The 24,328-nt window shown below is 50.4% G+C and carries 19 protein-coding genes; 7 read left to right on the top strand and 12 right to left on the bottom strand.

From position 1 onward, the window contains the following. Positions 1-26: 26 nt before the first annotated feature. A complete protein-coding gene (locus K1Y77_RS13615; RefSeq protein ID WP_264429014.1) occupies positions 27-1,145 on the top strand; it encodes a phospholipase D-like domain-containing protein in 1,119 nt (372 codons plus the stop codon). A gap of 7 nt (positions 1,146-1,152) precedes the next feature. On the opposite strand, the gene K1Y77_RS13610 is transcribed toward K1Y77_RS13615, so the two are convergent. Next, positions 1,153-1,827: a YecA/YgfB family protein gene (locus K1Y77_RS13610; RefSeq protein ID WP_030074047.1), complete on the bottom strand. Its 675-nt coding sequence runs from the start codon at positions 1,825-1,827 to the stop codon at positions 1,153-1,155. 90 nt (positions 1,828-1,917) lie between these two features. On the opposite strand from K1Y77_RS13610, the gene K1Y77_RS13605 reads away from it, so the two are divergent. The 3 genes from K1Y77_RS13605 (at position 1,918) to K1Y77_RS13595 (ending at position 5,516) form a co-directional block, all read left to right on the top strand. Further along, positions 1,918-2,466, top strand: coding sequence for a SprT family zinc-dependent metalloprotease (locus tag K1Y77_RS13605; protein ID WP_264429011.1), 549 nt, complete (start codon positions 1,918-1,920; stop codon positions 2,464-2,466). Positions 2,467-2,634: 168 nt separating this feature from the next. Continuing rightward, positions 2,635-4,584, top strand: a complete 1,950-nt coding sequence (gene acs / locus K1Y77_RS13600; RefSeq protein WP_030074044.1) for an acetate--CoA ligase — start codon at positions 2,635-2,637, stop codon at positions 4,582-4,584. A 269-nt stretch (positions 4,585-4,853) separates the two neighbouring features. Continuing rightward, a complete protein-coding gene (locus K1Y77_RS13595; RefSeq protein ID WP_030074043.1) occupies positions 4,854-5,516 on the top strand; it encodes a response regulator in 663 nt (220 codons plus the stop codon). 245 nt (positions 5,517-5,761) lie between these two features. On the opposite strand, the gene K1Y77_RS13590 is transcribed toward K1Y77_RS13595, so the two are convergent. The 4 genes from K1Y77_RS13590 to K1Y77_RS13575 all read right to left on the bottom strand — a co-directional run bounded on the left by K1Y77_RS13590 (position 5,762) and on the right by K1Y77_RS13575 (position 12,468). Beyond that, positions 5,762-9,709, bottom strand: coding sequence for a hybrid sensor histidine kinase/response regulator (locus K1Y77_RS13590; protein WP_030074041.1), 3,948 nt, complete (start codon positions 9,707-9,709; stop codon positions 5,762-5,764). Positions 9,710-9,783: 74 nt separating this feature from the next. Next, a complete protein-coding gene (locus K1Y77_RS13585) occupies positions 9,784-10,317 on the bottom strand; it encodes a hypothetical protein (protein ID WP_264017652.1) in 534 nt (177 codons plus the stop codon). Positions 10,318-10,419: 102 nt separating this feature from the next. Next, positions 10,420-12,201, bottom strand: coding sequence for a sodium:solute symporter family protein (locus K1Y77_RS13580; protein WP_030074037.1), 1,782 nt, complete (start codon positions 12,199-12,201; stop codon positions 10,420-10,422). Between the two features lie 6 nt (positions 12,202-12,207). Next, complete coding sequence (locus K1Y77_RS13575) at positions 12,208-12,468, bottom strand: DUF4212 domain-containing protein (protein WP_030074036.1); 261 nt, start codon at positions 12,466-12,468, stop codon at positions 12,208-12,210. Between the two features lie 616 nt (positions 12,469-13,084). Between K1Y77_RS13575 and K1Y77_RS13570 the strand changes: the two genes are divergently transcribed. From K1Y77_RS13570 to ttcA, 3 genes are all read left to right on the top strand, one after another. After that, positions 13,085-14,902, top strand: coding sequence for a putative nucleotidyltransferase substrate binding domain-containing protein (locus K1Y77_RS13570; protein ID WP_030074035.1), 1,818 nt, complete (start codon positions 13,085-13,087; stop codon positions 14,900-14,902). A 5-nt stretch (positions 14,903-14,907) separates the two neighbouring features. Further along, a complete protein-coding gene (locus tag K1Y77_RS13565) occupies positions 14,908-15,555 on the top strand; it encodes a 3'-5' exonuclease family protein (RefSeq protein ID WP_264431484.1) in 648 nt (215 codons plus the stop codon). A 66-nt stretch (positions 15,556-15,621) separates the two neighbouring features. Beyond that, positions 15,622-16,590: a tRNA 2-thiocytidine(32) synthetase TtcA gene (ttcA, locus tag K1Y77_RS13560; RefSeq protein WP_264429010.1), complete on the top strand. Its 969-nt coding sequence runs from the start codon at positions 15,622-15,624 to the stop codon at positions 16,588-16,590. On the opposite strand, the gene fnr is transcribed toward ttcA, so the two are convergent. From fnr to ccoG, 7 genes are all read right to left on the bottom strand, one after another. Beyond that, positions 16,587-17,339: a fumarate/nitrate reduction transcriptional regulator Fnr gene (gene fnr, locus K1Y77_RS13555; RefSeq protein WP_030074029.1), complete on the bottom strand. Its 753-nt coding sequence runs from the start codon at positions 17,337-17,339 to the stop codon at positions 16,587-16,589. The two genes, ttcA and fnr, sit on opposite strands and share 4 nt — an antisense overlap. A 58-nt stretch (positions 17,340-17,397) precedes the next feature. Continuing rightward, positions 17,398-18,840 (bottom strand): oxygen-independent coproporphyrinogen III oxidase, encoded by a 1,443-nt coding sequence (hemN, locus tag K1Y77_RS13550; protein WP_264429008.1) that lies wholly within the window; start codon positions 18,838-18,840, stop codon positions 17,398-17,400. Between the two features lie 126 nt (positions 18,841-18,966). Continuing rightward, positions 18,967-19,662 (bottom strand): sulfite exporter TauE/SafE family protein, encoded by a 696-nt coding sequence (locus tag K1Y77_RS13545; protein ID WP_030074025.1) that lies wholly within the window; start codon positions 19,660-19,662, stop codon positions 18,967-18,969. Continuing rightward, entirely contained in the window at positions 19,659-19,880 is a 222-nt protein-coding gene (gene ccoS / locus K1Y77_RS13540) for a cbb3-type cytochrome oxidase assembly protein CcoS (RefSeq protein ID WP_030074024.1), read from the bottom strand. The genes K1Y77_RS13545 and ccoS overlap by 4 nt, the downstream gene beginning before the upstream one ends. Continuing rightward, positions 19,877-22,354 (bottom strand): heavy metal translocating P-type ATPase, encoded by a 2,478-nt coding sequence (locus K1Y77_RS13535; RefSeq protein ID WP_264429004.1) that lies wholly within the window; start codon positions 22,352-22,354, stop codon positions 19,877-19,879. The genes ccoS and K1Y77_RS13535 overlap by 4 nt, the downstream gene beginning before the upstream one ends. After that, positions 22,351-22,875, bottom strand: a complete 525-nt coding sequence (locus K1Y77_RS13530) for a FixH family protein (protein ID WP_030074020.1) — start codon at positions 22,873-22,875, stop codon at positions 22,351-22,353. The genes K1Y77_RS13535 and K1Y77_RS13530 overlap by 4 nt, the downstream gene beginning before the upstream one ends. A 7-nt stretch (positions 22,876-22,882) precedes the next feature. Next, on the bottom strand, positions 22,883-24,316 hold the full coding sequence (gene ccoG, locus K1Y77_RS13525; protein WP_030074018.1) for a cytochrome c oxidase accessory protein CcoG: 1,434 nt from the start codon (positions 24,314-24,316) through the stop codon (positions 22,883-22,885). Between the last annotated feature and the right edge of the window lie 12 nt (positions 24,317-24,328).

The raw sequence follows: 24,328 nt of genomic DNA, 5'->3' as shown, positions 1-24,328 counted from the left end.
CCGTTTCATCAAGAGAGGGAGTCTCTATGCAGCACGTGTGGCGAGAAGGCAACCGTATTGCCCTGCTGCCAGAAGCGACTCGGTTTTTGCCTGCTATGTTTGAAGCTGTTAACCAGGCGCAGCACTATGTGCTGGTAGAACTCTATTTGATGGAGTCAGGTAAACTAGCGAGCCAAGTAAGTGATGCGCTGATTAACGCTGCCGAGCGCGGCGTGGAGGTGTATTTATTGCTCGACGGCTATGGCTCAATGGGGTTGGAGCATCATGACCGTAAACGCCTAGAGCAAGCAGGTGTCGTGTTAAGGTTCTTCAATCCTATCGGTTTTCACTCGTTAGCTCGCAACTTAAGTCGTGACCACCGCAAAATTGTTGTCGTTGATGGGGAGATTGCTTTTACTGGCGGGTTTGGCGCGGTAGATGAGTTTTTGGAAGCATGGTATGAAATTGCGCTGCGTATTGAAGGCCCGGTAGTGGCCGATTGGGAAAGGCTTTTTCGCCGTTTATGGCATTCCCGGCTAACCCGGCGAGCAGGTGATAGGCAGTGTCGCGCGCTGCCAAAACAGCGGACAGCAGAGCATTATGCTGATGGTATATGCGGCCGGGTGATGTCAGCGCAAGGGTATCGTTATCAAGCAATTCGCCACTCGCTTTATGCCCAGGTAAATAAGGCAAACCAGCGGCTCTGGTTGTGTACGCCTTATTTTGTCCCGACCTTCACGCTACGCCGACGCCTTGTTCGGGCGGCACGCCGTGGCATTGATGTTCGTTTGTTGTTGCCAGGGAGTAAGCATGACCACCCAGGAGTGCGTTATGCAGGGCAGCGCTTTTACCAAGTAATGTTAAAAGCAGGCGTACGAATTTTTGAGTTTCAACCTACGTTTATTCATGCCAAGTGTGTGCTAGCAGATAATTGGGTCAGCATTGGGTCCTGTAACTTCGATCACTGGAACCTGCATTGGAACCTTGAAGCTAACCAAGAAATAGACAGCTCAGCCTTTGCTTGCGAGGTTCAGGCGCTATTTGAGCGTAACTTCGCCGCTAGCCAAGAAGTCGATGCCACTGCCTGGGCCGCACGGCCCTGGGGGCAGCGGGCCCGAGAGTGGGTTTATGGTGTTATAGATGGGATTGTCACCCGCCTTAAATAAAGACCGCTCATTTACGCTTTTTATTTTTGGCTGGCGTTTTCTTGCGTGGCTTGGGTTTTGGTGTTTCAGGAGGCACGCGGTAGTGTAGATAAAGGTCCAGTACTAATTCTGGCAGTTGAGCGGCAAAGGTTTCCTGGCTGGCTTGATCTTGGGCCATTTCTGCCATTTCGGGCTCATCATCGAATAACCCTGAGAGCGACATAAAGGGCAGCAGCAGAGTGGCTGCGGCCTCTTCGTCTTCCTCAAACCAAGCGCTTTCATCACTAAAGACACCTTCCATAAAGCCCGCACACCAGTCTCCGATCGGTGTTTCCTCTGCGGGAATGCCGTCTAGCGTTAGCTCGAAGGGTAGTTCTGGTAGGCCACCTTGTTCAAGCACTGCAACTGCGTTATCACGCAGCAGTGTTAGTAATTGGGTAATCTCGTCTCGTTCGGCATCGTCACGGTAGCTGGGCTCTCCCTGAAATAGCTCATTTAGCCATTGCTGGGAGGGTAATTCGCTAGGGGCGACTGCCAGTGCCACTAAAAAGCCATGGGCAGAGATAAGATCCAATGCATCTTCGCCCACTTGCTCTGAATCGAGAAAGTCGTCCAATCTATCAAGCTGCTCATCGTCAAGCAGCGGCTGAGGCGGGGTAGTAGTGGGCGACGTTGCTGCGGGCACATTATTGCGCTCTGCCATAGGGGGCCTCATCATAAAAATCGACTTTGAGAAAACGATGTTAATCGGCAACAATCGTTGGCGACATCATTATGAGCTAGTTTATCACTAATGAAGACGCTACCACTGCCCCCTTGGCCTGCTGAAAAACTCGCGATGCTATCGTCAGAGGCGCTCAAGCACGCTGTGCGAGAAAGGGCTGATGAAGCCTTAAAACGCTGTCAAGAAGTCTATCCTACGTTGCCTGCACCAATGCTGTGGTTCGACCTAACAGGTGCCTCGGCAGGGCAGGCGCATTTGGGGCGTGGAGGACTACGTTTTAATCTTGTTTTGCTGAGTAATAATCGGCAAGCCTTTTTTGATGAGGTGATTCCTCATGAAATGGCACATTGGCTGGTTTTTCATTTAGCAAATGGTGCGCGATTTAAACCCCATGGACGTGAATGGCAAGTTGTCATGCGCGATCTGTTTGGTCTTACCCCTAAGGTGACCCATCATTTTGACATTAAGGAAGCACAGTCGCGCCCTTATTATTATCAATGCGGTTGTCAAACACATCGTTTTACCGCTAGGCGTCACGCTTTAGTAGCAAAGGGGAGCTGCTATCGCTGCCGCCATTGTGATCAGACCTTGGTCTACAGCTCTTTTGAAAAAGCATGAAAGTGATTTAAGCTATTGTTTTTAATTTAAAAAATGTTAATACCAATGTCTAAAGGGAAGCTGGCCTTGGGAGGTTTATGCTAGATAAATATTTAACGTATCGGTGCGACTAATAATAATACCGACTACATTTCCAGAAAGTGCATTTTCACGGACAGAGGCAATTTCATGAGCGAGCATAATAACGTCTATCCAGTGCGCGATAATATCGCTGCCAGTGCATGGGCTGATAAAGATAAATATGCGGCAATGTATCAACAGTCCATGAACGATCCAGAGAGTTTCTGGGCCGAACAGGCAAAGCGGCTTGATTGGATCAAGACGCCAACCAAGATTAAAAATACCTCATTCTCACGAGACAACGTTGATATCCGTTGGTTTGAAGATGGTGAGCTTAACGTCAGCGCCAACTGTTTAGATCGTCACTTGGAAAAGCGTGGCGACCAAACGGCGATTATTTGGGAAGGCGATAATCCCAACGATTCAAAAAATATCACTTACCGTGAGCTTTACGAGCGCACGAACCAGCTGGCCAACGGGCTGAAATCGCTGGGTATTAAGAAAGGCGATACAGTCACGTTGTACATGCCAATGATTCCTGAGGCAGCCATGGCCATGTTGGCCTGCGCCCGCATTGGAGCCGTTCACTCCGTGGTGTTTGGTGGTTTTTCGCCGGACGCAGTGGCTCAGCGCGTCATTGGTGCTGATTCTAAATTGGTGATTACTGCCGATGAGTCGGTGCGTGGTGGCAAACACGTTCCTCTTAAAGAGAACGTCGACTCAGCGTTAACCCGTGATGGCACGGATGTGTGCAAAAACGTATTGGTGGTGAAGCGCACCGGTGGTGATATTGAGTGGCAGGATGGGCGTGATATCTGGTTTGACGAGCTAGTGGATAAGCAGTCTACCGAGTGTGCTGCCGAAACCATGAATGCTGAAGACCCGCTGTTTATTCTGTATACCTCCGGCTCTACGGGCGCGCCGAAAGGTCTGAAGCATACTACCGGTGGCTACCTGACCTACGCTGCGATGACCCATCAATATATCTTCGACTATCAAGAAGGCGAGGTATACTGGTGCACAGCGGACGTAGGCTGGGTGACAGGTCACAGCTACATCGTGTATGGACCGCTTGCCAATGGCGCTACCACGTTAATGTTTGAAGGTGTGCCAAGCTATCCTACCCATGGACGCATGGGCGAAATTGTTGATAAGCATCAGGTTAATATTCTTTATACCGCACCTACTGCTGTCCGTGCGCTTATGGCGCATGGCGACAACGTCATGGATTCTAGCAAGCGCGAATCGCTACGCTTGTTAGGATCTGTGGGCGAACCTATCAACCCAGAAGCTTGGGAGTGGTTCTATCGCGTCATCGGCAATGAGAAATGTCCGATTGTGGATACGTGGTGGCAAACAGAAACAGGCGGCATTATGATCGCGCCCCTGCCTGGCGCTACTGATCTGAAGCCTGGCTCTGCTACCACGCCCTTCTTTGGTGTGAACCCTGCACTGGTAGACAACGAAGGCCATCTGCTAGAAGGTGAAGCAGAAGGCAACTTAGTGATCCTTGATTCCTGGCCGGGGCAAGCACGCTCCATTTGGGGAGACCACGAACGCTTTGTACAAACGTACTTCTCTACCTACGACGGTATGTACTTCACAGGAGATGGTTGCCGCCGTGATGAGGATGGCTATTACTGGATTACAGGCCGTGTAGACGACGTACTTAACGTTTCTGGACACCGTATGGGTACTGCTGAAATCGAGTCGTCTTTAGTCGCTCATTCAGCAGTGGCAGAAGCCGCTGTTGTTGGCTTCCCGCACGATATTAAGGGTCAGGGTATCTATATCTATGTCACGCTAAACGATGGTATTGACCCTACCGATGAACTTAAGAAAGAGCTAACCCAGTGGGTGCGTAAAGATATTGGTCCAATCGCATCGCCAGATGTGATCCAGTGGGCGCCAGGCCTTCCTAAGACGCGTTCAGGTAAGATTATGCGCCGCATTCTACGCAAGATTGCTGCGAATGAGTGCGACGGCTTGGGGGATACCAGTACACTAGCTGACCCATCGGTAGTTGATGAACTCATCGAGCATCGTGCCAACCAGTGATGTTTTACTCCCCCTGCCTTGTTGGGGGAGTGCTTTTTAATGACGGATGTCAACTGGTTGCTATGTTAATTAGGGCAAACTAGTTCAGTCTGTTACAGTGCCGGCTATCAAGCCGGCACTGTTATTTTGGTTCTAATGACGTATCGATGACAAATTATGCATGTGATGCTTGGGAATGACGAAGCCCATGGGGTACCATGCTTCAACCGTATGAGCCTAGCGTCGCGGCGGCAAACAACCCCGCTGCTCGAGGAACCGGAGGAATATCCATGGCAGTAGCCCATAAGTTTATCGTCGCTGACGACCATCCGCTGTTTCGTGCAGCGCTTACCCAGGCGTTGCGCCAATTAGCTCCCCAGGCTGAGATTGTCGAAGCCGATACTATGGAAGCCACCACTGAGGTCGTCAATCGGCACCCGGATGCTGATTTGATTTTATTGGACTTACACATGCCTGGCGCGCATGGCTTCTCGGGATTGATTCAACTGCGAGGTCAGATGCCAGATATTCCGGTAGCGGTTGTGTCAGGCAGTGATGAGCCCTATGTCGTACGACGCGCAATCGATTATGGCGCATCAGGCTTTATTCCTAAATCATCATCGCTACAGCTAATTGCTGAAGCGGTGGGAGAGATTATGGAAGGGGAAGTTTGGCTGCCAGAAGCATTGGCAAATGTATTAGATGAAACCAGCGAAGAAGAGTCACGTTTTGCAGAGGCAATTGCCTCGCTGACACCTCAGCAGTTTCGGGTCCTCAATATGCTGACCGAAGGGCTGCTCAATAAGCAGATCGCTTATGAGCTTAGCGTCTCAGAAGCAACGATTAAAGCGCACGTAACGGCTATTCTGCGCAAGCTAGGTGTTCATTCGCGCACTCAGGCGGTTATTGCTGCTCAAAAGCTGGAAGTAGAGCCGCCGAAAGTTTCTTCTTAATAGCTAATTAATATTAATATATTTTTTCGCTAATACGTGTCTCGCCTCTTTGTCATTCCCGCGTGCTTTTAGCGGGAATCTTACTTAGAAGCAGGCACTCATATCAGCGGATAAGGTCAAATTGGATTCCCGATAACCCCACTCGGGAATGACAGTTTGGTGCATCATTTGGGAATGACAGTTTGGTGCATCATTTGGGAATGACGGTTTGGTGCGTCATTTGAGAATGACGTTATGCTGTATCATTACGTTTTCCCTCCTGCCCGGCTAGCCTGAAGGGTGCGAGTTAAAAGCGCGCGCAGCGCGGCAGGTTTGACTGGCTTAAGTAGCAGTTGATAACCCGCACGTTTGATCTCTTCTGCTACCGTTTCGGTGCGGTCGGCGGTGATGACAATACCAGGTACCGCTCCTTCAAAGCGCTCACTAAGGGCTTCAAGCGCCATTAGGCCGGTCACTTCGTTATCTAGGTGGTAGTCTGCCAAGATGGCGTCAGGATCACCGTCCATATTACGCAAAATCGATTTTGCACCACCAATACTGGTGGCTGTAAATACCTCGCATCCCCAGCCTGTCAGCATGGCGGTCATGCCTTCTAAAATCAGAGTTTCATTATCAATACACACTATGCGAGTACCCGCTAGCTTATTACCGCTACGCCGGTTCTGAGGTTCTTGATCCGCGACAGTTACTTCACGGGCGGCCACAATAGGTACACTGACGCAGAATGCTGTCCCCACGCCGACCCAAGACCGAACCTTAATAGGGTGGTCAAGTACGCGGCTCATACGGTCTGCGATAGAAAGCCCTAAGCCTAGGCCTTTCTCACTCTCTTTATGGCGTGATACTTGATCCAAACGCCGGAATTCTTGAAAAATTTCCGTAAGCTTTGATTCTGGTATGCCAGGCCCGCTATCCCATACTTCAATAGAAAGGCGGTCATTTTGTCGGCGGCAACCTAGCAGTACACGGCCTTCTTGCGTATAGCGGATTGCATTAGAGAGAAAGTTTTGCACAATTCTGCGCAGCATTTGTGGATCTGAGTCTACCCACTGTTGCGTTGGTACAACTACGAGATCCAGGCCTCTGTCTTCTGCCATCACTTCAAACTCTGCCCGCAATGGGCGGATGATATCGGCTAATGCAAAGTGGCTGCGGCGGGGCGTTAATGCGCCTGCATCAAGTTTAGAAATGTCTAACAACGTACCCAGTAGCTCCTCTGCCGCTTGAAGTGAGTTATCAATATGGCTAATGGTGCGTTGGGTATCGCTGGCAGTAACGTTTTGCATTAACGCAGAAGTAAACAGTCGCGCGGCGTTAAGTGGCTGCAATAAATCATGGCTGGCAGCAGCTAAAAAGCGTGTTTTAGACGCGTTAGCATCTTCGGCTAATTGCTTCGCTTGACGCAGCGCCTGTTCGGCTTCGGCGCGCACACGGTTCTCCTGACGCAACGCCGCATTGGCCTCGGAAAGCGCCTGAGTGCGCTCGCGAACGCGCTCTTCAAGCGTTTCGTTGGTCTCTTTCAAAGCGATTTCGGCTTGGCGGCGCTCGGTAATGTCTTGATAAAGTGCGAAGAAGCCTAGGATCGATTGGCTGTCGCCAAAGTGGGGCGTATAGGTGACCAGCATATAGCGCATGGCGTCGTTGACACGCATCGAGACTTCAAAACTTACCCGTTCGCCTGCTAGGGTTCGCTGTACCCATGGCATACGCTCTTCGGCCTTTTTAACGGGCAATACGTCTTCGTAGCGCCGCCCAATGACGGCATTACGATCTATGTCGAAGGCTTGTTCATAGGCGCGGTTGGTGAATAAATAGCGACACTCCTTATCAAAGTAAGCAATCAGTGCCGGTACATTGTCTGTGTAAATACGGATATTATTTTCAGAGCGTATCAATGCTTCTTCGATTCGCTTCTGTTGGGTAATATCCTGATAGGTATAGACAAACCCCCCGCCAGGCATCGGGTTGCCTTGGACTTCCAGCACGCTGCCATCTTGGCGATAGCGCACGTATCGATGGGGTTGTCCGTCACGAATATTATCTAACAGCAGTTGGACATGCTCTTCCGGATCGCCGGGGCCATATTCGCCGTTATGGGCGTTATAACGAAAAATGCGGTCCATCGGTGCGCCAACCCGTATCAAATGGTCTGGGAAGCGGAATAGCTCTAAATACCGTTGGTTCCACACCACCAGACGCAAGTTCTGGTCTACAACGCTGATGCCCTGGTTGATATTTTCAATAGTGGCTTGCAGCAATGCGCGATTGAACTCCAGCACTTGGGATGCTTCATCAACAATTGAGATGACATCTGAGATACCAATGCCACGCCCTTGAAGTGCTGAGTTAACCACTATCCGGGCCGATGATGCGCCTAACACTGAGGCAAGAAAACGTTCGGTAAACTGAATAACGTCGATGGACGCTCGGGAGCTATCTTCCATAGGCTTGCCCGCACGGCGTGCATAATCCTCGAATGCTCGTTCCACTTGGCTGGCGCCTAGGAAGCGTTCGCAAAGCACTTTCAGGTCACCAACGGTGGTGGCACCGGTCCAGGGGCGGTTAACCGAGGTTTGGCGAGTTTCAACACTATCAACAAACAGTGATGCCTGAATACGTTCTACGACACGCTGAGACGTCACTTGTGAAACGAAAATATAGCAAAACAGGTTGATTCCCAGCGATAGCATGACGCCATGTGTGAATGGATCACCTAGGTTCAGGCCAAATAAGGTCGTGGGAGATAGCCAAGTCAGTCCTAGTGGCCCGCCTGCTAGCCATGCTTGTGGTAGTACGCCCGCGTTGATCATTGCCGGCATTAGCAGGCTGTAAGTCCAAATGGCGAAGCCAGCATTCATGCCGACAATCACGCCAAGTCGGTTGCCGCGTTTCCAGTACAAACCACCGATAAGTGCTGGCGCAAACTGAGCGGCGGCTGCAAAAGAGAGCATGCCAATGGACGCTAGAGAAGTGAACTCAGCAATGAGTTGATAGAAGCCGTAAGCCATCGCCAAGACAGCGACAATGGTCAGACGGCGTGCGCGTAACACCAAGCGCCCATAATCGCGTGCTTTGGTGTCAAACCAACGCAGTCTAAATAGCGCCGGAATCACTATTTCATTAGAAATCATAATGGAAACCGCCACTGCCGCCACAATCACCATGCCTGTGGCGGCAGAAAAACCGCCAATAAAGGTGAGAAGCGTCAGCCACTGCTGGCCGGATGCCATAGAAAGGGCAAGTACATAGGTATCAGGCTCGACCCCGCTTTCAGAAAACAGTAACAGGCCGGCCGCCGCTAAAGGCACAACAAAAAAGGCGACCGCGAGTAGATAAAGTGGAAATAGCCAGCGTGCTTTTGTGGCGTCATCCGGATGGATATTTTCCACAACGGCGACATGAAATTGGCGTGGCAGACAAAGTATGGCGAGCATTGCAAGCAGCGTTTGTGCCCAGAAGCTTTGGCCAAAGTCTTGGTTGGCTAGCTGGCGCTGTAGCTCTAACTGGCTCTCGGCATGGCCCATTAGCTCACCTAGGCCATCAAACATGCCCCAGGTAACAAAAGCGCCGAGTACCACAAAGGCCAATAGCTTTATCAAAGATTCGAAAGCTACGGCATGAATTAGTCCTTCGTGATGCTCTGTCGCATCGGTATGACGTGTCCCAAACAGGATGGCGAAGATCGCCATGACAATCGCGACGTAAAATGCAGTGTCGCCAAACAGCGGCGTATGGGTCATATCCGCAGCGTCGGTAAGCACACTAAACGTGGTAGACACCGCTTTTAATTGCAGCGCAATGTAGGGCAGAGTGCCAATAAGGGCGACTAAGCTGGCAAAGGCGGCGAGAGATTGCGTTTTGCCGTAGCGAGAGGCAATAAAGTCAGCAATTGACGTAACGTTTTGATGCTTTGCAACGCGAATCATTTTTGCCAGTACAGGCCAAAACAGTAAAAACGTTAAGATCGGGCCAACAAAGATACTCGCAAACGACCAGCCCGCCGTGGCTGCTTGCCCTACCGCGCCGTAGAACGTCCACGAGGTACAGTAAATTGCCAATGCCAAACTGTAGATAATTGGCCGTCGGCGGCTGGCACCATGGGTACGTGCACGGCGGTCACCAAACCAGGCAATGCCAAATAACACTGCAATATAAAGCAGCGATACTGCGACCAGTAGACCGCCATGGAACATGTTGTCTCCCTACATTAAAAGCTTCACTTAGCGACTACGCGAATAAACGCTTCATTTTAAGCGAAGGCAGACCGCTACGTCTGCTGCTGGTCAGCGGCAAGTTGGCAAACAGTTGTCAGCAAAGGAGCCGTTTCCCGCAATGTGCGTAGTCTGCTTACTTCAGCATCACCTGTCTCCGCATTTAGGGGCATTAGTTCGCGGTGAGTGCAGTTCAATATATAAGGCTGTGTGGTCAGTACGTCGGTATGGTGACGTTCAAACTGGTAAAGAATAAACTCAGCGATGAGCTCATTGTCAACGCGGCGCGCGCGTACATTGTCGCTATCAACAATGCTGAATTTAGTCGTCATAGGATAGGCAAACGTCCAAGGCCGCCATACCGCGCTGGAGGTGTCACTGGAAATGACGATAGCTGTTTCGGGCAGTTGAGAACGCTTGTGATCAAACCAGCTATATTCGGTGGAGACCTGATACCCCAGCATGCCTAAACCACCAAAGACGGGCACTATCCACTTGGGTAGCCGCTTGCGAGTGAGTGTTCTAAGCAGTAGGCCTATCCCTGCGGCGGCAAGCCCTGCGAATACAGCGGCAACAAGATGCCATATCATAAATTATCCTTCTTAAATGACATCGGGCCTCCCTAAGGAAGCCCGATGATAAGTATCGATCCGAACCTGATGGCAGTGCGCCAAGGAGGGGTCGATTATGACTTAGTGGTCAACCGCTACACCAGCACCTTTCGGGTAACGAACGCTTTCTACCAGGTCTTGAATCTCTTGTGGAGGCTCTTCCGTTGCACTAGAGACAGCAAAGGCAACTGCAAAGTTGATCATTGCCCCTATTGCACCAAAGGACAGTGGTGAGATGCCTAAGATCCAGTTGTCTGGTGTGTTAGCCAGCATGTTGGTGCCGGGAACAAAGAACCAGCCTAGGTAAGTGAAAATATACAGCAAGGTGCAGATTAAGCCTGCCAGCATGCCGGCAATTGCGCCTTTGCTGTTCATGCGCTTAGAGAAGATACCCATCATTAGCGCTGGGAACAGCGATGCACCGGCGATACCAAAGGCAAGAGCTACGGTCTGTGCTGCGAACCCTGGCGGATTAAGCCCAAGATAGGTAGCCAGAAGAATGGCGCCACCCATAGAGATACGTGCTGCCAGCATTTCCCCTTTCTCAGAGATCTTCGGATTGATCATTGTTTTGATCAAGTCATGGCTAATAGCCGATGAAATTGCCAAGAGCAGACCCGCAGCGGTTGAGAGTGCCGCTGCGATACCACCGGCAGCGATAAGACCAATAACCCAGCCTGGCAAATTAGCGATTTCAGGGTTAGCCAGAACGAGAATGTCATTGTTTACCGTTAGCTCGTTACCTTCCCAGCCACGATCAGAGAAATCGACAGCATCGTTGTACATCTGGATGCGGCCATCGTTATTGAGGTCGTTGAAGGTGATAAGCCCGGTTTCTTCCCACGTGCGCACCCACTCCGGACGATCTTCATAGAGAATCGGATTGTTGGCTGCTTCTTCGTAGTTTTCCACCTGCCCCGCCATTTCTGGAAACACCGTGGTCGCCAAGTTCAGGCGTGCCATGGAACCAACCGCAGGCGCGGTAAGGTAAAGCAGTGCAATGAACACCAGTGCCCAGCCAGCGGACCAACGTGCATCAGCAACTTTAGGTACGGTGAAGAAACGAATAATAACGTGTGGCAGACCTGCTGTACCCACCATCAGCGAGAGTGTGAACAACACCATATTGAGCTTATTGTCGACGTCAGCGGTATAGTCGCGGAAGCCAAGCGCATTAACTACTTCGTCTAGCTTCGTCAGTAGCGGAATGCCGGATTCAGTATGCGTACTGAACATACCAAACATCGGAATCGGGTTGCCAGTAAGCTGCATGGCAATAAACACCGCCGGAATGGTGTAAGCAATGATAAGTACTACGTACTGGGCAACCTGTGTATAGGTGATGCCCTTCATACCACCGAAAACGGCGTATAGGAAAACAATCAATGCTGCGATCCAGATGCCCCAGGTGTTGCTCACTTCCAAGAAGCGTGAGAAAGCAACGCCTGCACCGGTCATTTGACCGATAACGTAGGTCACAGAAGCAACAATCAAGCACACAATCGCGACGAAGCGCGCTGTGTTGCTGTAAAAGCGGTCACCGATAAAGTCAGGCACCGTAAACTTGCCAAACTTGCGTAGGTAAGGCGCTAGCAACATTGCCAAGATAACATAGCCGCCGGTCCAACCCATTAGGAAAGAAGAGTTAGCATATCCACCGGATGCTAGCAGGCCCGCCATGGAAATAAACGATGCAGCTGACATCCAGTCGGCGGCCGTTGCCATACCGTTCGTGATAGGGTGAACGCCGCCACCAGCGACATAGAAATCTTTGGTCGATCCCGCTCGCGCCCATATCGCAATCCCGATATAGAGCGCAAATGAAGCGCCAACAAATAGTAAGTTAATTGCAAACTGGCTCATGCTGACTTACTCCCCAAGACCGAATTTTTCGTCAAGCTTGTTCATTTTCCAGGCATAGAAAAAGATCAGCACGATAAAAGTGAGGATGGAGCCCTGCTGAGCAAACCAGAAGCCCAAGTCAGTCCCGCCAACGGGAATACCAGCTAGCAGGGGGCGGAAAAGAATAGCGCATCCGTAGGAAACAAATGCCCAAACGGCTAGACATCCGAATATTAGTCGAACGTTGGCTTTCCAGTATTCAGCAGCATTAGCTTTGTCATCTGCCATTGTGTTGCTCTCCAGTTGTGATTTTTAGGGTTGGAAAGTGAACTCAGGATAGCGTGTGATCCATCAGGGTAATCCGTCATAGAAAAACGCTTTTTTAGTTATCTGTGATGAATTAGCACGGTTAAGCGCATTACCTTGTTGATTAAGCGGTAGTGCCTATTATGGCATTGATTACGGTTGTGTAGTGAATCGGTAAGCATCGTGCGAATAACGCATGATTACCCTGTGTGGCTCGTTGTTAATAGTGGGCAATAATTGCAAAAAATAAATCCCAGACTTTGGTATCAATGAGCTTCTTTGAAACATTATGACGTTTGATGTGGTAAATAACGACTTGTTTTTGAAGTTTTTTTATATTTTTTTAGCGTTTTTTGTCTTGTGATAGGACGATGGTCTATGGGTTAGTCAAAAGCAATGTTTGCTACTTTTAATAAACGTCAGAGTTAATTGGCCAAGCTTAATTAAGAGAGTCACTACTTTGGTCGATAAGCTAACGTCGTTTCGACGTTAGCTCTATAGCTAAAAGTATAATGTGAAAGGGTCAAATGAAACTTTCAAGCAAATAACCGTATTTTAAAACATCTTTATTCTTCATCACGATTAAGTGGGGTCATTTATGATTGACGTTGATCTTTCCCAGCTCCCTTTTACATTAATCGATGATGAAGGGCGTGACCACGTTCGTCGAGGTATGGACATCGCCTATTTTGACCGCAATGAAATTATCATTGAGATGGGGCAAACGGGTGAGTCAGTGTTTTTAATTCATAAAGGTGAAGTTGCTGAAATTGATCCCACCCTGCCTGCATCTAGTGCACGGATTGGGCATTACACGTCAGGTGATTTGTTCGGTGCCATTAGTATTCTGAATGGCAAGAGTCGGTACCGTTTCCAAGCTGAGCAGGAGTGCTTGTGTTATGTGATGCCAAAAGCGCTGTTTATAAAGCTTTGCCGTCATCATCCTGACTTTGAAAGCTTCTTTAAACAGTCATTATCACACAAGGCGCGGCTGTTGACCGAGAAGCGAGCGGAAGGCGGTGTGACGATGGCGGGCTTCATGCTGGCAAAAGTTAGTGAATGCATGCGTGAGCCACTGATTATGGATGCTTCTACCGATATTGCTAGCGCAGTGGGGCAACTCAACGATAGCCATGCCGACAGTCTACTGGTCAATACTCAAGGTAAGTTTGGCATCGTTACAAAAACTGATTTGCTCAATGGTATTGTGCTCGACAATTATGATCACACTTCTTCCGTCGAAAAGGTGGCCCATTTTTCACTGGTAACTGTTACGCCGAACCAGTACCTATTTGAAGCACTTGTATTGATGACACGTCATAAGGTGACGCGTGTAGTAGTCATGGAACAGGATGCCTTAAAAGGGGTGGTGGAACTGACAGATGTACTTAGTTATTTTTCTAGCCGTAGCTATGTGGTTAGTCTACAGGTGGAGCAGGCTAATAGTTTGGAAGCATTGGCAGCTGCTAGCCAACGCACGCCTGAACTGGTCAATGCACTGATGGCTCAGGGGGTCAAGCTGCGTTTTGCCATGGATCTATTGGCTGCATTGAACGGCCGAATCATGAGCAAAGCATGGTCATTTATCATTCCTGAGCAGTACCACGCCCAAAGCTGTTTGATGGTCATGGGAAGTGAGGGCCGCGGTGAGCAGATCCTCAAAACAGATCAAGATAATGGCCTTATTTTAGCTGATGATAGTCACTGGCCTTCGCTTGCCGAAGATATGAATGCGCTGACTCAAACGTTAATTCAGCTCGGTTATCCTCCATGCCCCGGTAATATTATGGTGTCTAATCCTGAGTGGGTTGGCACGGTGTCGCAGTGGAAAAGCAACATTGCCAAATGGGTGAGTGCAAGAGATGGCGATAGTCTAATGAAGTTAGCAATTTTGTTGGACGCTCATGGTGTTGCAGGAGATCCGAAATTGCTAAACAGTGTGCGTACAGCGTTATTTGAACGCTGCTCGCGTGATGAGTTATTGCTGTCATATTTTGCTCGTGCAGCTCTGCGTTTTTCTACGCCGCTTACCTTATTCGGTTCCTTAAAGAAGCCCCAGCATGGCATTGATATCAAAAAAGGCGGCATCTTCCCGATTGTCCACGGGGTGCGCACAATGGCCCTTGAGCGACGAATTAACGCTACGTCCACCCTAGACCGCTTGGACGCTCTAGCAGAAGATGGTCGTCTTGATCGCCGTTTTGCTGATGACCTGGGCGAAGCGTTGGCACTGTTCACTGAATTACGTTTAAAGCAGCAGTTGCAAACAGCAGAAGCGTCGAATCAGCAGCGTAGTAACCGTGTAGTGGTGCAAGAACTTTCATCCCTTGAACGTGACCTATTGCGTGAGGCGCTGCATATCGTGAAAGATTTTAAACAGCGGCTTTCCCATCGTTATCATTTGGAGTATTCGTGAGCGGAATGCGCTTGTTAGACCGGCATATGTCACTATTTAGTGGCTCGCTACGTACATTAATGCAGCGTGAAAGCGACCGTAGACGCTGGGCAGACTCTTCCTACGCTTGGCTTTTTCAGCCCTACATGGGGGAGGAGATGGTAGCGCTTGCTTGTCAGGTTAGCCCAGGCCAATCGCCCGTGGTTAGTGTAGCTGCGGTTATCTTTAGCCCGGGTAGAGTGCATACCAGCCAAGCTTGGGTGGCAACCTTGGCAGATGAGCGAAGCAACAGCGCTACGCTGCGGCGACACCAGCAGCTGTATGCGACTGACAAAGTGCTCATGCCTAACGCCGAGCATCTTGGGGCGTTGGCTGAATTTATTGGTAATCGGCCGCTAATTGGTTGGCAGTTAGAGCACTCGTTGGAACATCTAAACCATCTGTTCAAAGTAGGGATAGGATTTGGTTTGCCTAACGCCCAGGTCGATGTTGGAAAGCTGCACTATCGCCAGTTACGCCGGCTACATCCTCAGAGTGAGATGCGTAGTCAGATTGCAGAAGCATTAGCTTGCTGGCAAATGCCAGTTTTCCAATGGATCGGCGTATTGGGGGATGCAACGGCGAGTGCTCTTTTGTATCTACGTTTGCAACGTGAGGCAGCTCGGCACGTTTAGCGTATTATTCCTATTAACGTTGAATTAGCCCGTTTATGTTGGGTGCAGGGAACGAGTATTGTTAGAATGCCCGCTGCTTCTTCTACCATCGGCAGTGCCCACATTATGCTATCACCTGATTATTTTGATCCCGCAGCGTCTGAAAATACTTCTGCAGACAAGTGTTCTGTTGATCACCTTCAGGCGCAGTCCGACCATCACGATGCTAAGCAGAAGCGTGAATTCAATAAGCTGCAAAAGCGCTTACGGCGAGAAGTCGGCAATGCCATTATTGACTATCAGATGATTGGTGAAGGTGACAAGGTGATGGTGTGCCTGTCTGGTGGCAAAGATAGCTATACGATGCTGGAAATACTGCTCAACCTACAGCGAAATGCACCGGTTAACTTCTCTTTGGTCGCTGTCAATATGGATCAAAAGCAGCCAGATTTTCCAGAGCATGTGCTGCCCCAGTATTTGGATAAATTGGGTGTTGAGTACCACATTCTAGAGCGTGATACGTATTCAGTGGTGAAAGAGAAAACCCCAGAGGGCAAAACGACCTGTGCGCTTTGTTCTCGATTAAGGCGTGGTTCACTTTATGGTTTTGCTGAAGAGATTGGTGCGACAAAAATTGCGTTAGGGCATCATCGTGAAGACATTTTGGAAACACTGTTTCTAAATATGTTCTTTGGAGGCACTTTAAAAGCAATGCCACCTAAGCTTTTGTCAGATGATGGCAAAAATATTGTCATTCGACCCCTTGCCTACTGCAAAGAGGCTGATATTGTGGAATTTTCCAGGCTAATGGAATTCCCCATTATTCCTTGTAACTTGTGTGGCTCTCAGCCCAATCTTCAGCGACAAATTGTAAAAGATATGTTGGCCGAATGGGATAAAAAGCACCCAGGGCGTCTAGAAAGCATGTTCAAAGCGGTGACCAATGTGGCGCCTTCACAGCTAGCAGATCGCCAGCTGTTTGACTTTACAGGGCTAGAAGCCAAGCAGGCGGCGCTGATGGAGCGCCGTATTCAAACGCTTAGCGTTGAGTCTTAGCGTAGAGCAGTCGGCTGCTCTTCTTCTTCAGCCAGTGTAATAAGACGCTGCATATCTAAAATATTAACCTCGCGCCCCGAAACTGCGACCACTTCTTGCTGTTGAAAGCGACTAAGAATTCGGCTGACCGTTTCTACCGCTAAGCCTAAGTAATTACCAATGTCTGCGCGGGACATAGAAAGCCTGAAGCTGTAAGGCGAGTACCCGCGCCGGCGAAAACGGTCTGAAAGCGTGACTAAAAAGCTGGCCAAGCGCTGATCGGCAGTTTTGCGTGATAACAAGCGCATCATGCGCCGATCGTCTCGCAGCTCTTTACTCATACTGCGATATAGCTGTCCACGCAGTTCCGGAAGTTCTTCAGAAAGTAGATCCAAACGATCAAACGGAATTTCGCACACTGTGGTAGTTTCCAGGGCAATCACGCTACCGGGGTAGTGCTCTTCATCGATGCCGTCCAATCCGACCAGTTCACTGGGCAGGTAGAAATTTGTCAGTTGATCGTTGCCATTACCTTCGCTGGTCACCTGTTTTAGACTGCCTGAGCGAACGGCATACACACTGGTAAAACGGTCGCCCTGACGAAACAGTGGCTCGCCTTTTTTGAGTGGTGCACGGCGACGGATGATCGCATCAAACTGGCTCATGTCTTCAAGTTCTAATGCGAGCGGTAGACACAGTGAGCTTAAGCTACAAGTTTGGCAGCGTGCTTCTTGCAACAGTGAGCGTCGTTGGCTGACGGGGTGTGGCATATCATTCTCCCTTTCTCGTTAGCCATGATAGGCCCTGGGGCAAGACGTCTCAAGAAGCTTACACAATCTTTGAGTAGCGTTGGGTCGACTGATCCGCGAGGCGAGCATCAAAGGCCATTGCTAGATGGCGAATCAACAGCCGACCAATAGGGGTGGCGCTAATCATTTGCTGATGAAAAGTGACTAATCCATCTTGTTCAGCGTTACGCAGCTGTTCAAGAGCAGTGGAAAAATAGTCGCTAGCATCAATGTTCCAACGCTTTCCTATGGCTGCTAAATCAATGCACATATCGCACATTAGCCGCTCAATGACGTCTCTGCGTATTAGGTCGTCCTTATTTAACCTTAATCCTTTGACGGTTGCCAGCCTACCTTGATCTAAAGATGTTTCGTATTGATCAAGCTGAGTCGGATTTTGTGCGTAAACATCGTCAATCCGTGAAATGGCGGAGACGCCTAATCCAACTAAATCGCACTGTGCATGGCTAGAGTAACCCTGAAAATTGCGCTGCAAGGTTCCGTTGCGCTGAGCAATTGCAAGACTATCATCTGGGCGCGCAAAGTGATCCATCCCGATATGCACATAGCCTGCGTTAGTTAGCATCTCAATGGTGGTATGCAATATTGCCAGCTTCTCGTCAGCGTTGGGGAGGTCTGCTTCATTGATACGTCGCTGAGGGGCAAAACGGGTGGGCATATGGGCATAGTTAAATACTGACAGGCGGGCAGGATTTAATTCGATAATCTGGCCCAGTGTTTCAGCAAAGCTTTTTTCCGTTTGAAAGGGCAGCCCATAGATTAAATCAAGATTGAGCGAGCGAAAGCCAAGGCGGTGCGCTTCTTCCATGAGTGTTTCAGTAAGCACCCGGGGCTGCACACGGTTAATCGCTTTTTGTACCTGCGGGTTTAAATCCTGTACGCCCAGGCTTAAGCGGTTAAAGCCAAGCGACTGCAAATGGCGCAGGGTAAAGACGTCTGCTTCGCGGGGATCAATTTCAATCGCGTAATCGCGGTCCGCTGAACCAGATAAACCAAAACGGGCGTCGAGGCGATCAATCAGGTCTCCCATTTGTGCTAAAGAAAGAAACGTGGGAGTACCACCGCCCCAATGCAACTGCTGAACTGGGCGCGATGTGTCTAAATGGCGTGCAGTCAGCACCATCTCTCGATCTAGCCGGGATAGGTAAGGCTCGGCAAGAGCGGTATTCTTCGTTGCAATCTTATTGCATGCACAGTAGAAGCAAATTTTTCGACAAAACGGTACATGTACATACAGGGAAAGCGGTCGGCGGCTTGCATTACTGCGTTCTAACGCCTGGGTAAAGTCAGCGGTGCCAAACTGCTCATGAAACGCAAGCGCCGTCGGGTAGGAGGTGTAACGCGGGCCACTTTTGTCGTAACGCCACAGTAGCGCTTCATTCCAGGCAGTTGCGCTAGGTACTTCAGTGGGTGTTGATGAGAACGATGTTGATGAGAAGGCAGCAGTAGCATGGGCTGACATGATGAACGCTCCAAAGTGAAAAGTAAGCGATGTAATCAAATTGAGCGATGTCGCTCAGCTGTTGATCCTTATGCTAGTGCAGTGGCACTTTGAAAGCGTTGAGCTATATCAAGCTATGGGGGCTGCTTAATGCGCAGTGTAAGGTGCTAGAGACCACAGCTGCCAAAGTGCAAAGCCAATGATTGACAGTGCGGCAATGCTGCGAGTGGCAGGGTGACGAATTAAATGGCTCAGCTGCTGTGCTGCTAGGCCGGTTGCCAGCAAGGCAGGTAGGGTGCCGAGGCCAAAAGCCCCCATTAGAAGAGCACCGTCGATTGGGTCTGCAATGGCTAGGCTCCAAGCTAGCATTGAATAAACTAAACCGCAGGGTAACCAGCCCCAAAGTGCGCCAAGGGCGAAGGCTTGAGGAAGATGCACAACCGGCATCAGGCGTCTTCCCACCGGTTCTATATAACGCCAAAGATATCGTCCGACTGCCTCTACTTTTAGTAGTCCTTTCCACCAGTTAGCGATATAGAGCGCCATTAAGATCAGCATTACTGCGGCGAATGCCTGGAGCGCAATACGTGCGTTTGGTGAAAGAGAGATCAGTGTGCCAAGTGCCGCTACACTAGCGCCTGCCACCATATAGCTGAGAATGCGTCCCGCGTTATAGCTAATCAGTAGCCCACCCATGCGGGCTGGGTGCCGCATGCTAGGTGGTACGGCAAACGTGAGTGCGCTCATAATGCCGCCGCACATGCCGATACAGTGAGCGCCACCCATTAAGCCAAAGACAAACGCAGCGAGTAGTGGCGGTAAATCAAACCCCGTGGGATTCATACGGGTGGCTCTTGATTGTCTTGAGAAGAAGACACGTTTTTTTTACGCTCGGCGCGTTGTTCGGGGGGCAGGTCATTCTCATCATCGTCAAACAGGATACGGTGGGCGGGACCTTCGAGGTCGTCAAACTGGTCATGCTTAACGGCCCAGAAAAACGCCCACACCGCGAGGCCCAGCAAAATCAGTGAAAGTGGAATCAATAAATATAAGATTGTCATACACTCACCGGTGTGGATAGGCCAGCCTGAGTAACAGAAGGTGTGCGCCAGCGCGTGAGACGTAATGCGTTACCTACCACCACCAAGGAACTTAGTGACATGCCAATTGCGGCCAGCCAAGGGGGAATTAACCCCATCGCTGCCAAGGGCAAAGCCGAAAAATTGTAGCAAACCGACCACATCATGTTTTGACGCATAATGCGACGCGTGGCGCAGGCAATATCAATGGCTTCAAAAATACGTATTAGACGTGGACTCAGTAATATCGCGTCGGCTCGTGTGCGGGCAAGGTCTGTGGCGCCGTTCATAGCAATGGCGACGTCAGCGCCAGCCAATACCGGTACATCATTGATACCGTCACCGATCATCACGACCCGTTCACCATTGGCTTGCAGCTCACGTAACCGTTCAAGCTTGCCTTCAGGCGATTTACCAGCGTGCCAAGTGGTGATGTTGAGCTGCTCTGCCAAACTCTCTACCGCTTCTTGCGTGTCGCCGGAGAGCAGCTCCACTTCAAGCCCGCGGGCTTGAAGGGCAGCAACGGTTTGGGCCGCATCTTCTCGAATGCCATCGTGCAGTTTAAACCAAGCGCGTGGCGTATTATCTTCACTGAGTAGCAACCACTGACCAAATCCTGGTGGAGCCAGGGCGGCTGTCGTGGCAAAGTCTGGTTTGCCTAAGCGCCATGTTGCGCCGTTCAACGTGCCTTCAAGGCCGCTTCCGGTCACGCTTTTAACGTTGCGTGCTTGCAGGGTGGCATCCCGAAACGGTCGAAACGCCCTGGCAATGGGGTGCTCTGAATGCGCCTCTAGCGCCGCGGCAATAGCCTGCGCATGCTCCTCACTGAGTGGGGTATGGTGGTGGGTGAGAGGCTGTTGGGTAATAGGTTGAGTTTGAGTCAGTTGCATTTCGCCGCGAGTCAATGTGCCGGTCTTATCAAAAATAACCCGCGTGACGTTGGAGAGTGATTCAATCGCGTCGGCACGGGTAATCAGTACGCCTCGCTGGCGCAGCTGGCCATGTCCTGCTGTTAGTGCCGTGGGGGTTGCCAGTGCAAGTGCGCAAGGACAAGTCACTACCAATACGGAAAGCAGTACCCATAACATACGGGAGGGGTCGATAAACCACCACGCGACGGTGACACAGGCGGTAACGATCAGTAGTCGTAGTACAAACAGGTGAGCCATCCGCGCCGCCATTTGGGCAAGGCGTGGGCGGCTGGCAAAGGCGCGATCCGTTAAGTCAACGATGTTAGCAACCCTGGCGCTGTTGCCTGCATGGGTAACCCGCATGACGAGTGGGTTTTCCATGTTTTGGCTCCCACCCACCACGCATTCGCCTACTCGACGGGTCACTGGTAAGTACTCGCCAGTGAGCATCGACTCGTCGAGGCTGGACTCGCCATCTTCGATAATGCCATCAGCCGGCACGCCGTGGCCGGGTTTAATTAGCACTCGGTCGCCTTCCGTGAGTTCGCTGGCAGGCAGGATGCGTTCGCTACCATCCTGCTCTAAGCGAATGGCAGACACAGGTAAAACACCGCTCAACGCATTACCGCTATGGCCGCTGCGCCGTCTGGCCCGGCCTTCCACGTAGCGGCCAAACAGCAAGAAAAAGGTAAACATGGCCACTGAGTCAAAATAGACCTCGCCAACGTTAAACAGTACCGCGTAACTACTTGCCAAATAAGCACCGCCAATGGCTAATGAAACGGGCACATCCATGCCAAGCACACCTGTTTTCAGGTCGCGTAATGCGTTACGGAAAAAAGGCTGCGCTGAGAAAAATACCACGGGCGTTGCGAGAGCAAATGATAGCCAGTGAAACAGAGCGTAAAAGTCTTCGCTAAGCTCACCTGGCCCCGATACATAAATGGGAATAGAGAACATCATGACTTGCATCATGCCTACGGCGGCAACAATTAGGCGACGCACATTCATGCGTTCTTCATGTTGCAAGCGCATTTGGGCTTGGTCAGGCTCGTAGGGCTGCGCATCGTAACCAATGGCCGCTAGTTCAGCGAATAATTGAGAAAGGTTAATAACCTCTGGGTCCCAGCTAACGCGAAGGCGGTGATGGGTTAGGTTAACGGCGCTTGATGTGACCCCTTCTAGTGCGTTCAATCGGTGTTCGATGAGCCAAGCGCAGGCTGCACAGGTGATACCGTCTATCGCCAGTGTGGCCCTTACTTCTCCTTCATCTCCTTCGGGGTGAACAAACTGCGCTTGTAAACCAGGGTCGTCAAATACTGACCAAGTTTCTGCCTTGGCAGCTTGGCGCTCATCAGGGCGCTCGGGCATTTCGGTGCGATAGCGATAGTAGCTTTCCAAACCACCATCGACGATGGCATGAGCGACGGCTTCGCAACCGGGGCAGCACAGTGGTTGGGGGGTGTCGTCAATATTAATACGCCACGGTGCCCCATCGGGCACCGTGTTACCGCAGTGATAGCAGCTAAGGGGGGTCTTGATCATTCGTTCTCCGAGCGTCCACCCGGTAGTAGTGCAATAGTATTTTCATCAGGGAAGCGTGCTTCGCCGATTAGTCGCCAGTCAGCGTCGCCGCCTTGCTCTGGCTGTAGCTGTAGATACCAGCGATAGCGTAGATTGTCTGGGCCTTGGGTGATATAGCGCCCGTCGCGGACATGCTCTAGAACAAACGACTGATCGCGGTCATCTTCAGTGGGAAAGATCAGATCGAGGTAGAGCTTGTCTGGACGAGCATCGCCAGCAAGATCAACAACGATATCACTGGTCAGCGGATCAATGCGTAGCTCGGCGCTTAAATTTAATGCCCGTGCTTGCTCTTGTTTTGCGAGCACCACGTTAATTGCTTTGCCGTGTTCGTAATAATCTTCTTGTACCACCATACCGTCGTAGCTTTTGATCGACAAAACTGCAAAGGTCGTGCTGACAACAATGGATGAAAACAGTAGGCCTAATAAAAACCATGGCCAAAACTGCTTATACCAGGGTGTAATCGGTGAATCTGACATAACGCATTTATCTCCTGGCATTACCTAAGAAGCGAGCTTCACGCTCCTGACGGATTTGCTCATCTTGCACTGCTTGAAGCGCAAAAGTAATGGGGTGGCTAGGCTGGTTTAAGTCTTGAGGGTTCGCAAGTACGGTCACAACCTGAATGCGCGACTCGCCTGCAGGCACGCTAATCGACGTATGATCCAGGGTTAAGCTAGGCAGACCTGACACGCTGATCTGATAGGTATGCGGTTCGTTATCCAGGTTACGTACTGTGATGCTATAAACATTGCTGATCTGGCCTTCGCGAGTCATTTGATACAGCTGAGTGCGCTCGCGTTCGGCATCGAAGCTAAGCGGAATGCGGTCATTAACTGCCCATGCAAATGCTGCCACCATGATAATCAGCGCGACAAAGTAGCCCAATAGCCGAGGGCGCAAAATATGGCTTTTTTTACCTTCTAGCGCATTCTCTGTTGTGTAACGAATAAGGCCCTTAGGATAGCCCATTTTATCCATGACGCTATCGCAGGCATCAATGCAAGCCGCACAGGTAATGCACTCATATTGCAGCCCGTCGCGAATATCGATACCCGTTGGGCAGACTTGAACACATAGTTCGCAGTCAATGCAGTCGCCAAAGCCAGCTTCTCTTGCCTGGGTGTGGCTAAGCGATTTTTTACGTCGGCCTCTTGGTTCACCGCGTGCCTCGTCATACGACACAATTAATGTATCGCGATCAAACATGACGGATTGGAAGCGAGCGTAGGGGCACATATAAATGCACACCTGTTCGCGTAGCCAGCCAGCATTTAAGTAGGTGAATACTAAAAAGAAGCCAACCCAAAAATAGGACCAGCCATGGGCTTCTAGCGTCGGTAATTCCATTACTAGCGTTCGAATGGGGGTGAAATAGCCCACAAAAGTGACGCCAGTGGCCAGGGCTATCAATAACCAAGCGGTATGTTTGGCCCCTTTTCGCCATATTTTATCAGCAGTCATGGGCTGCTTATCGAGCTTAATACGTTGGTTTCTAGAGCCTTCTATACGATGCTCAAGCCAAATAAACAAAAAGGTCCAGACGCTTTGAGGGCAGGTGTAGCCGCACCAAACGCGCCCAGCAAAAACCGTGATAAAAAACAGCCCAAAGGCACAGATAATAAGTAGCCAGGAAAGTAGGACGAACTCTTGCGGATAAAAGGTGGCAGCAAAAATATGGAATTCACGGCCTGGTAGGTCAAACCAAACCGCCGGTCGATCACCCCAGTTTAGCCAAGGGAGCAGAAAAAAGCCGAGCATGAGCGCCCAGTTAGCGCTGCGTCTAACTTTTTGAAATAAACCTTTAATTTCGCGCACATAGATATGACGGCGCTTAGCATACATATCCTGAGTTGTGCTCTCTCCAGGGGTATGGTGCCCCACAGACGGTGTAATATCTTGGCTAGGTATTTTTTCCATGGCGATGATCAC

The organism is Halomonas qaidamensis, assembly GCF_025917315.1.
Classification (GTDB): domain Bacteria; phylum Pseudomonadota; class Gammaproteobacteria; order Pseudomonadales; family Halomonadaceae; genus Vreelandella; species Vreelandella qaidamensis.
Note: the sequence above shows the minus strand (reverse complement) of the source record. Positions and strands in the feature narration are given on the sequence as shown.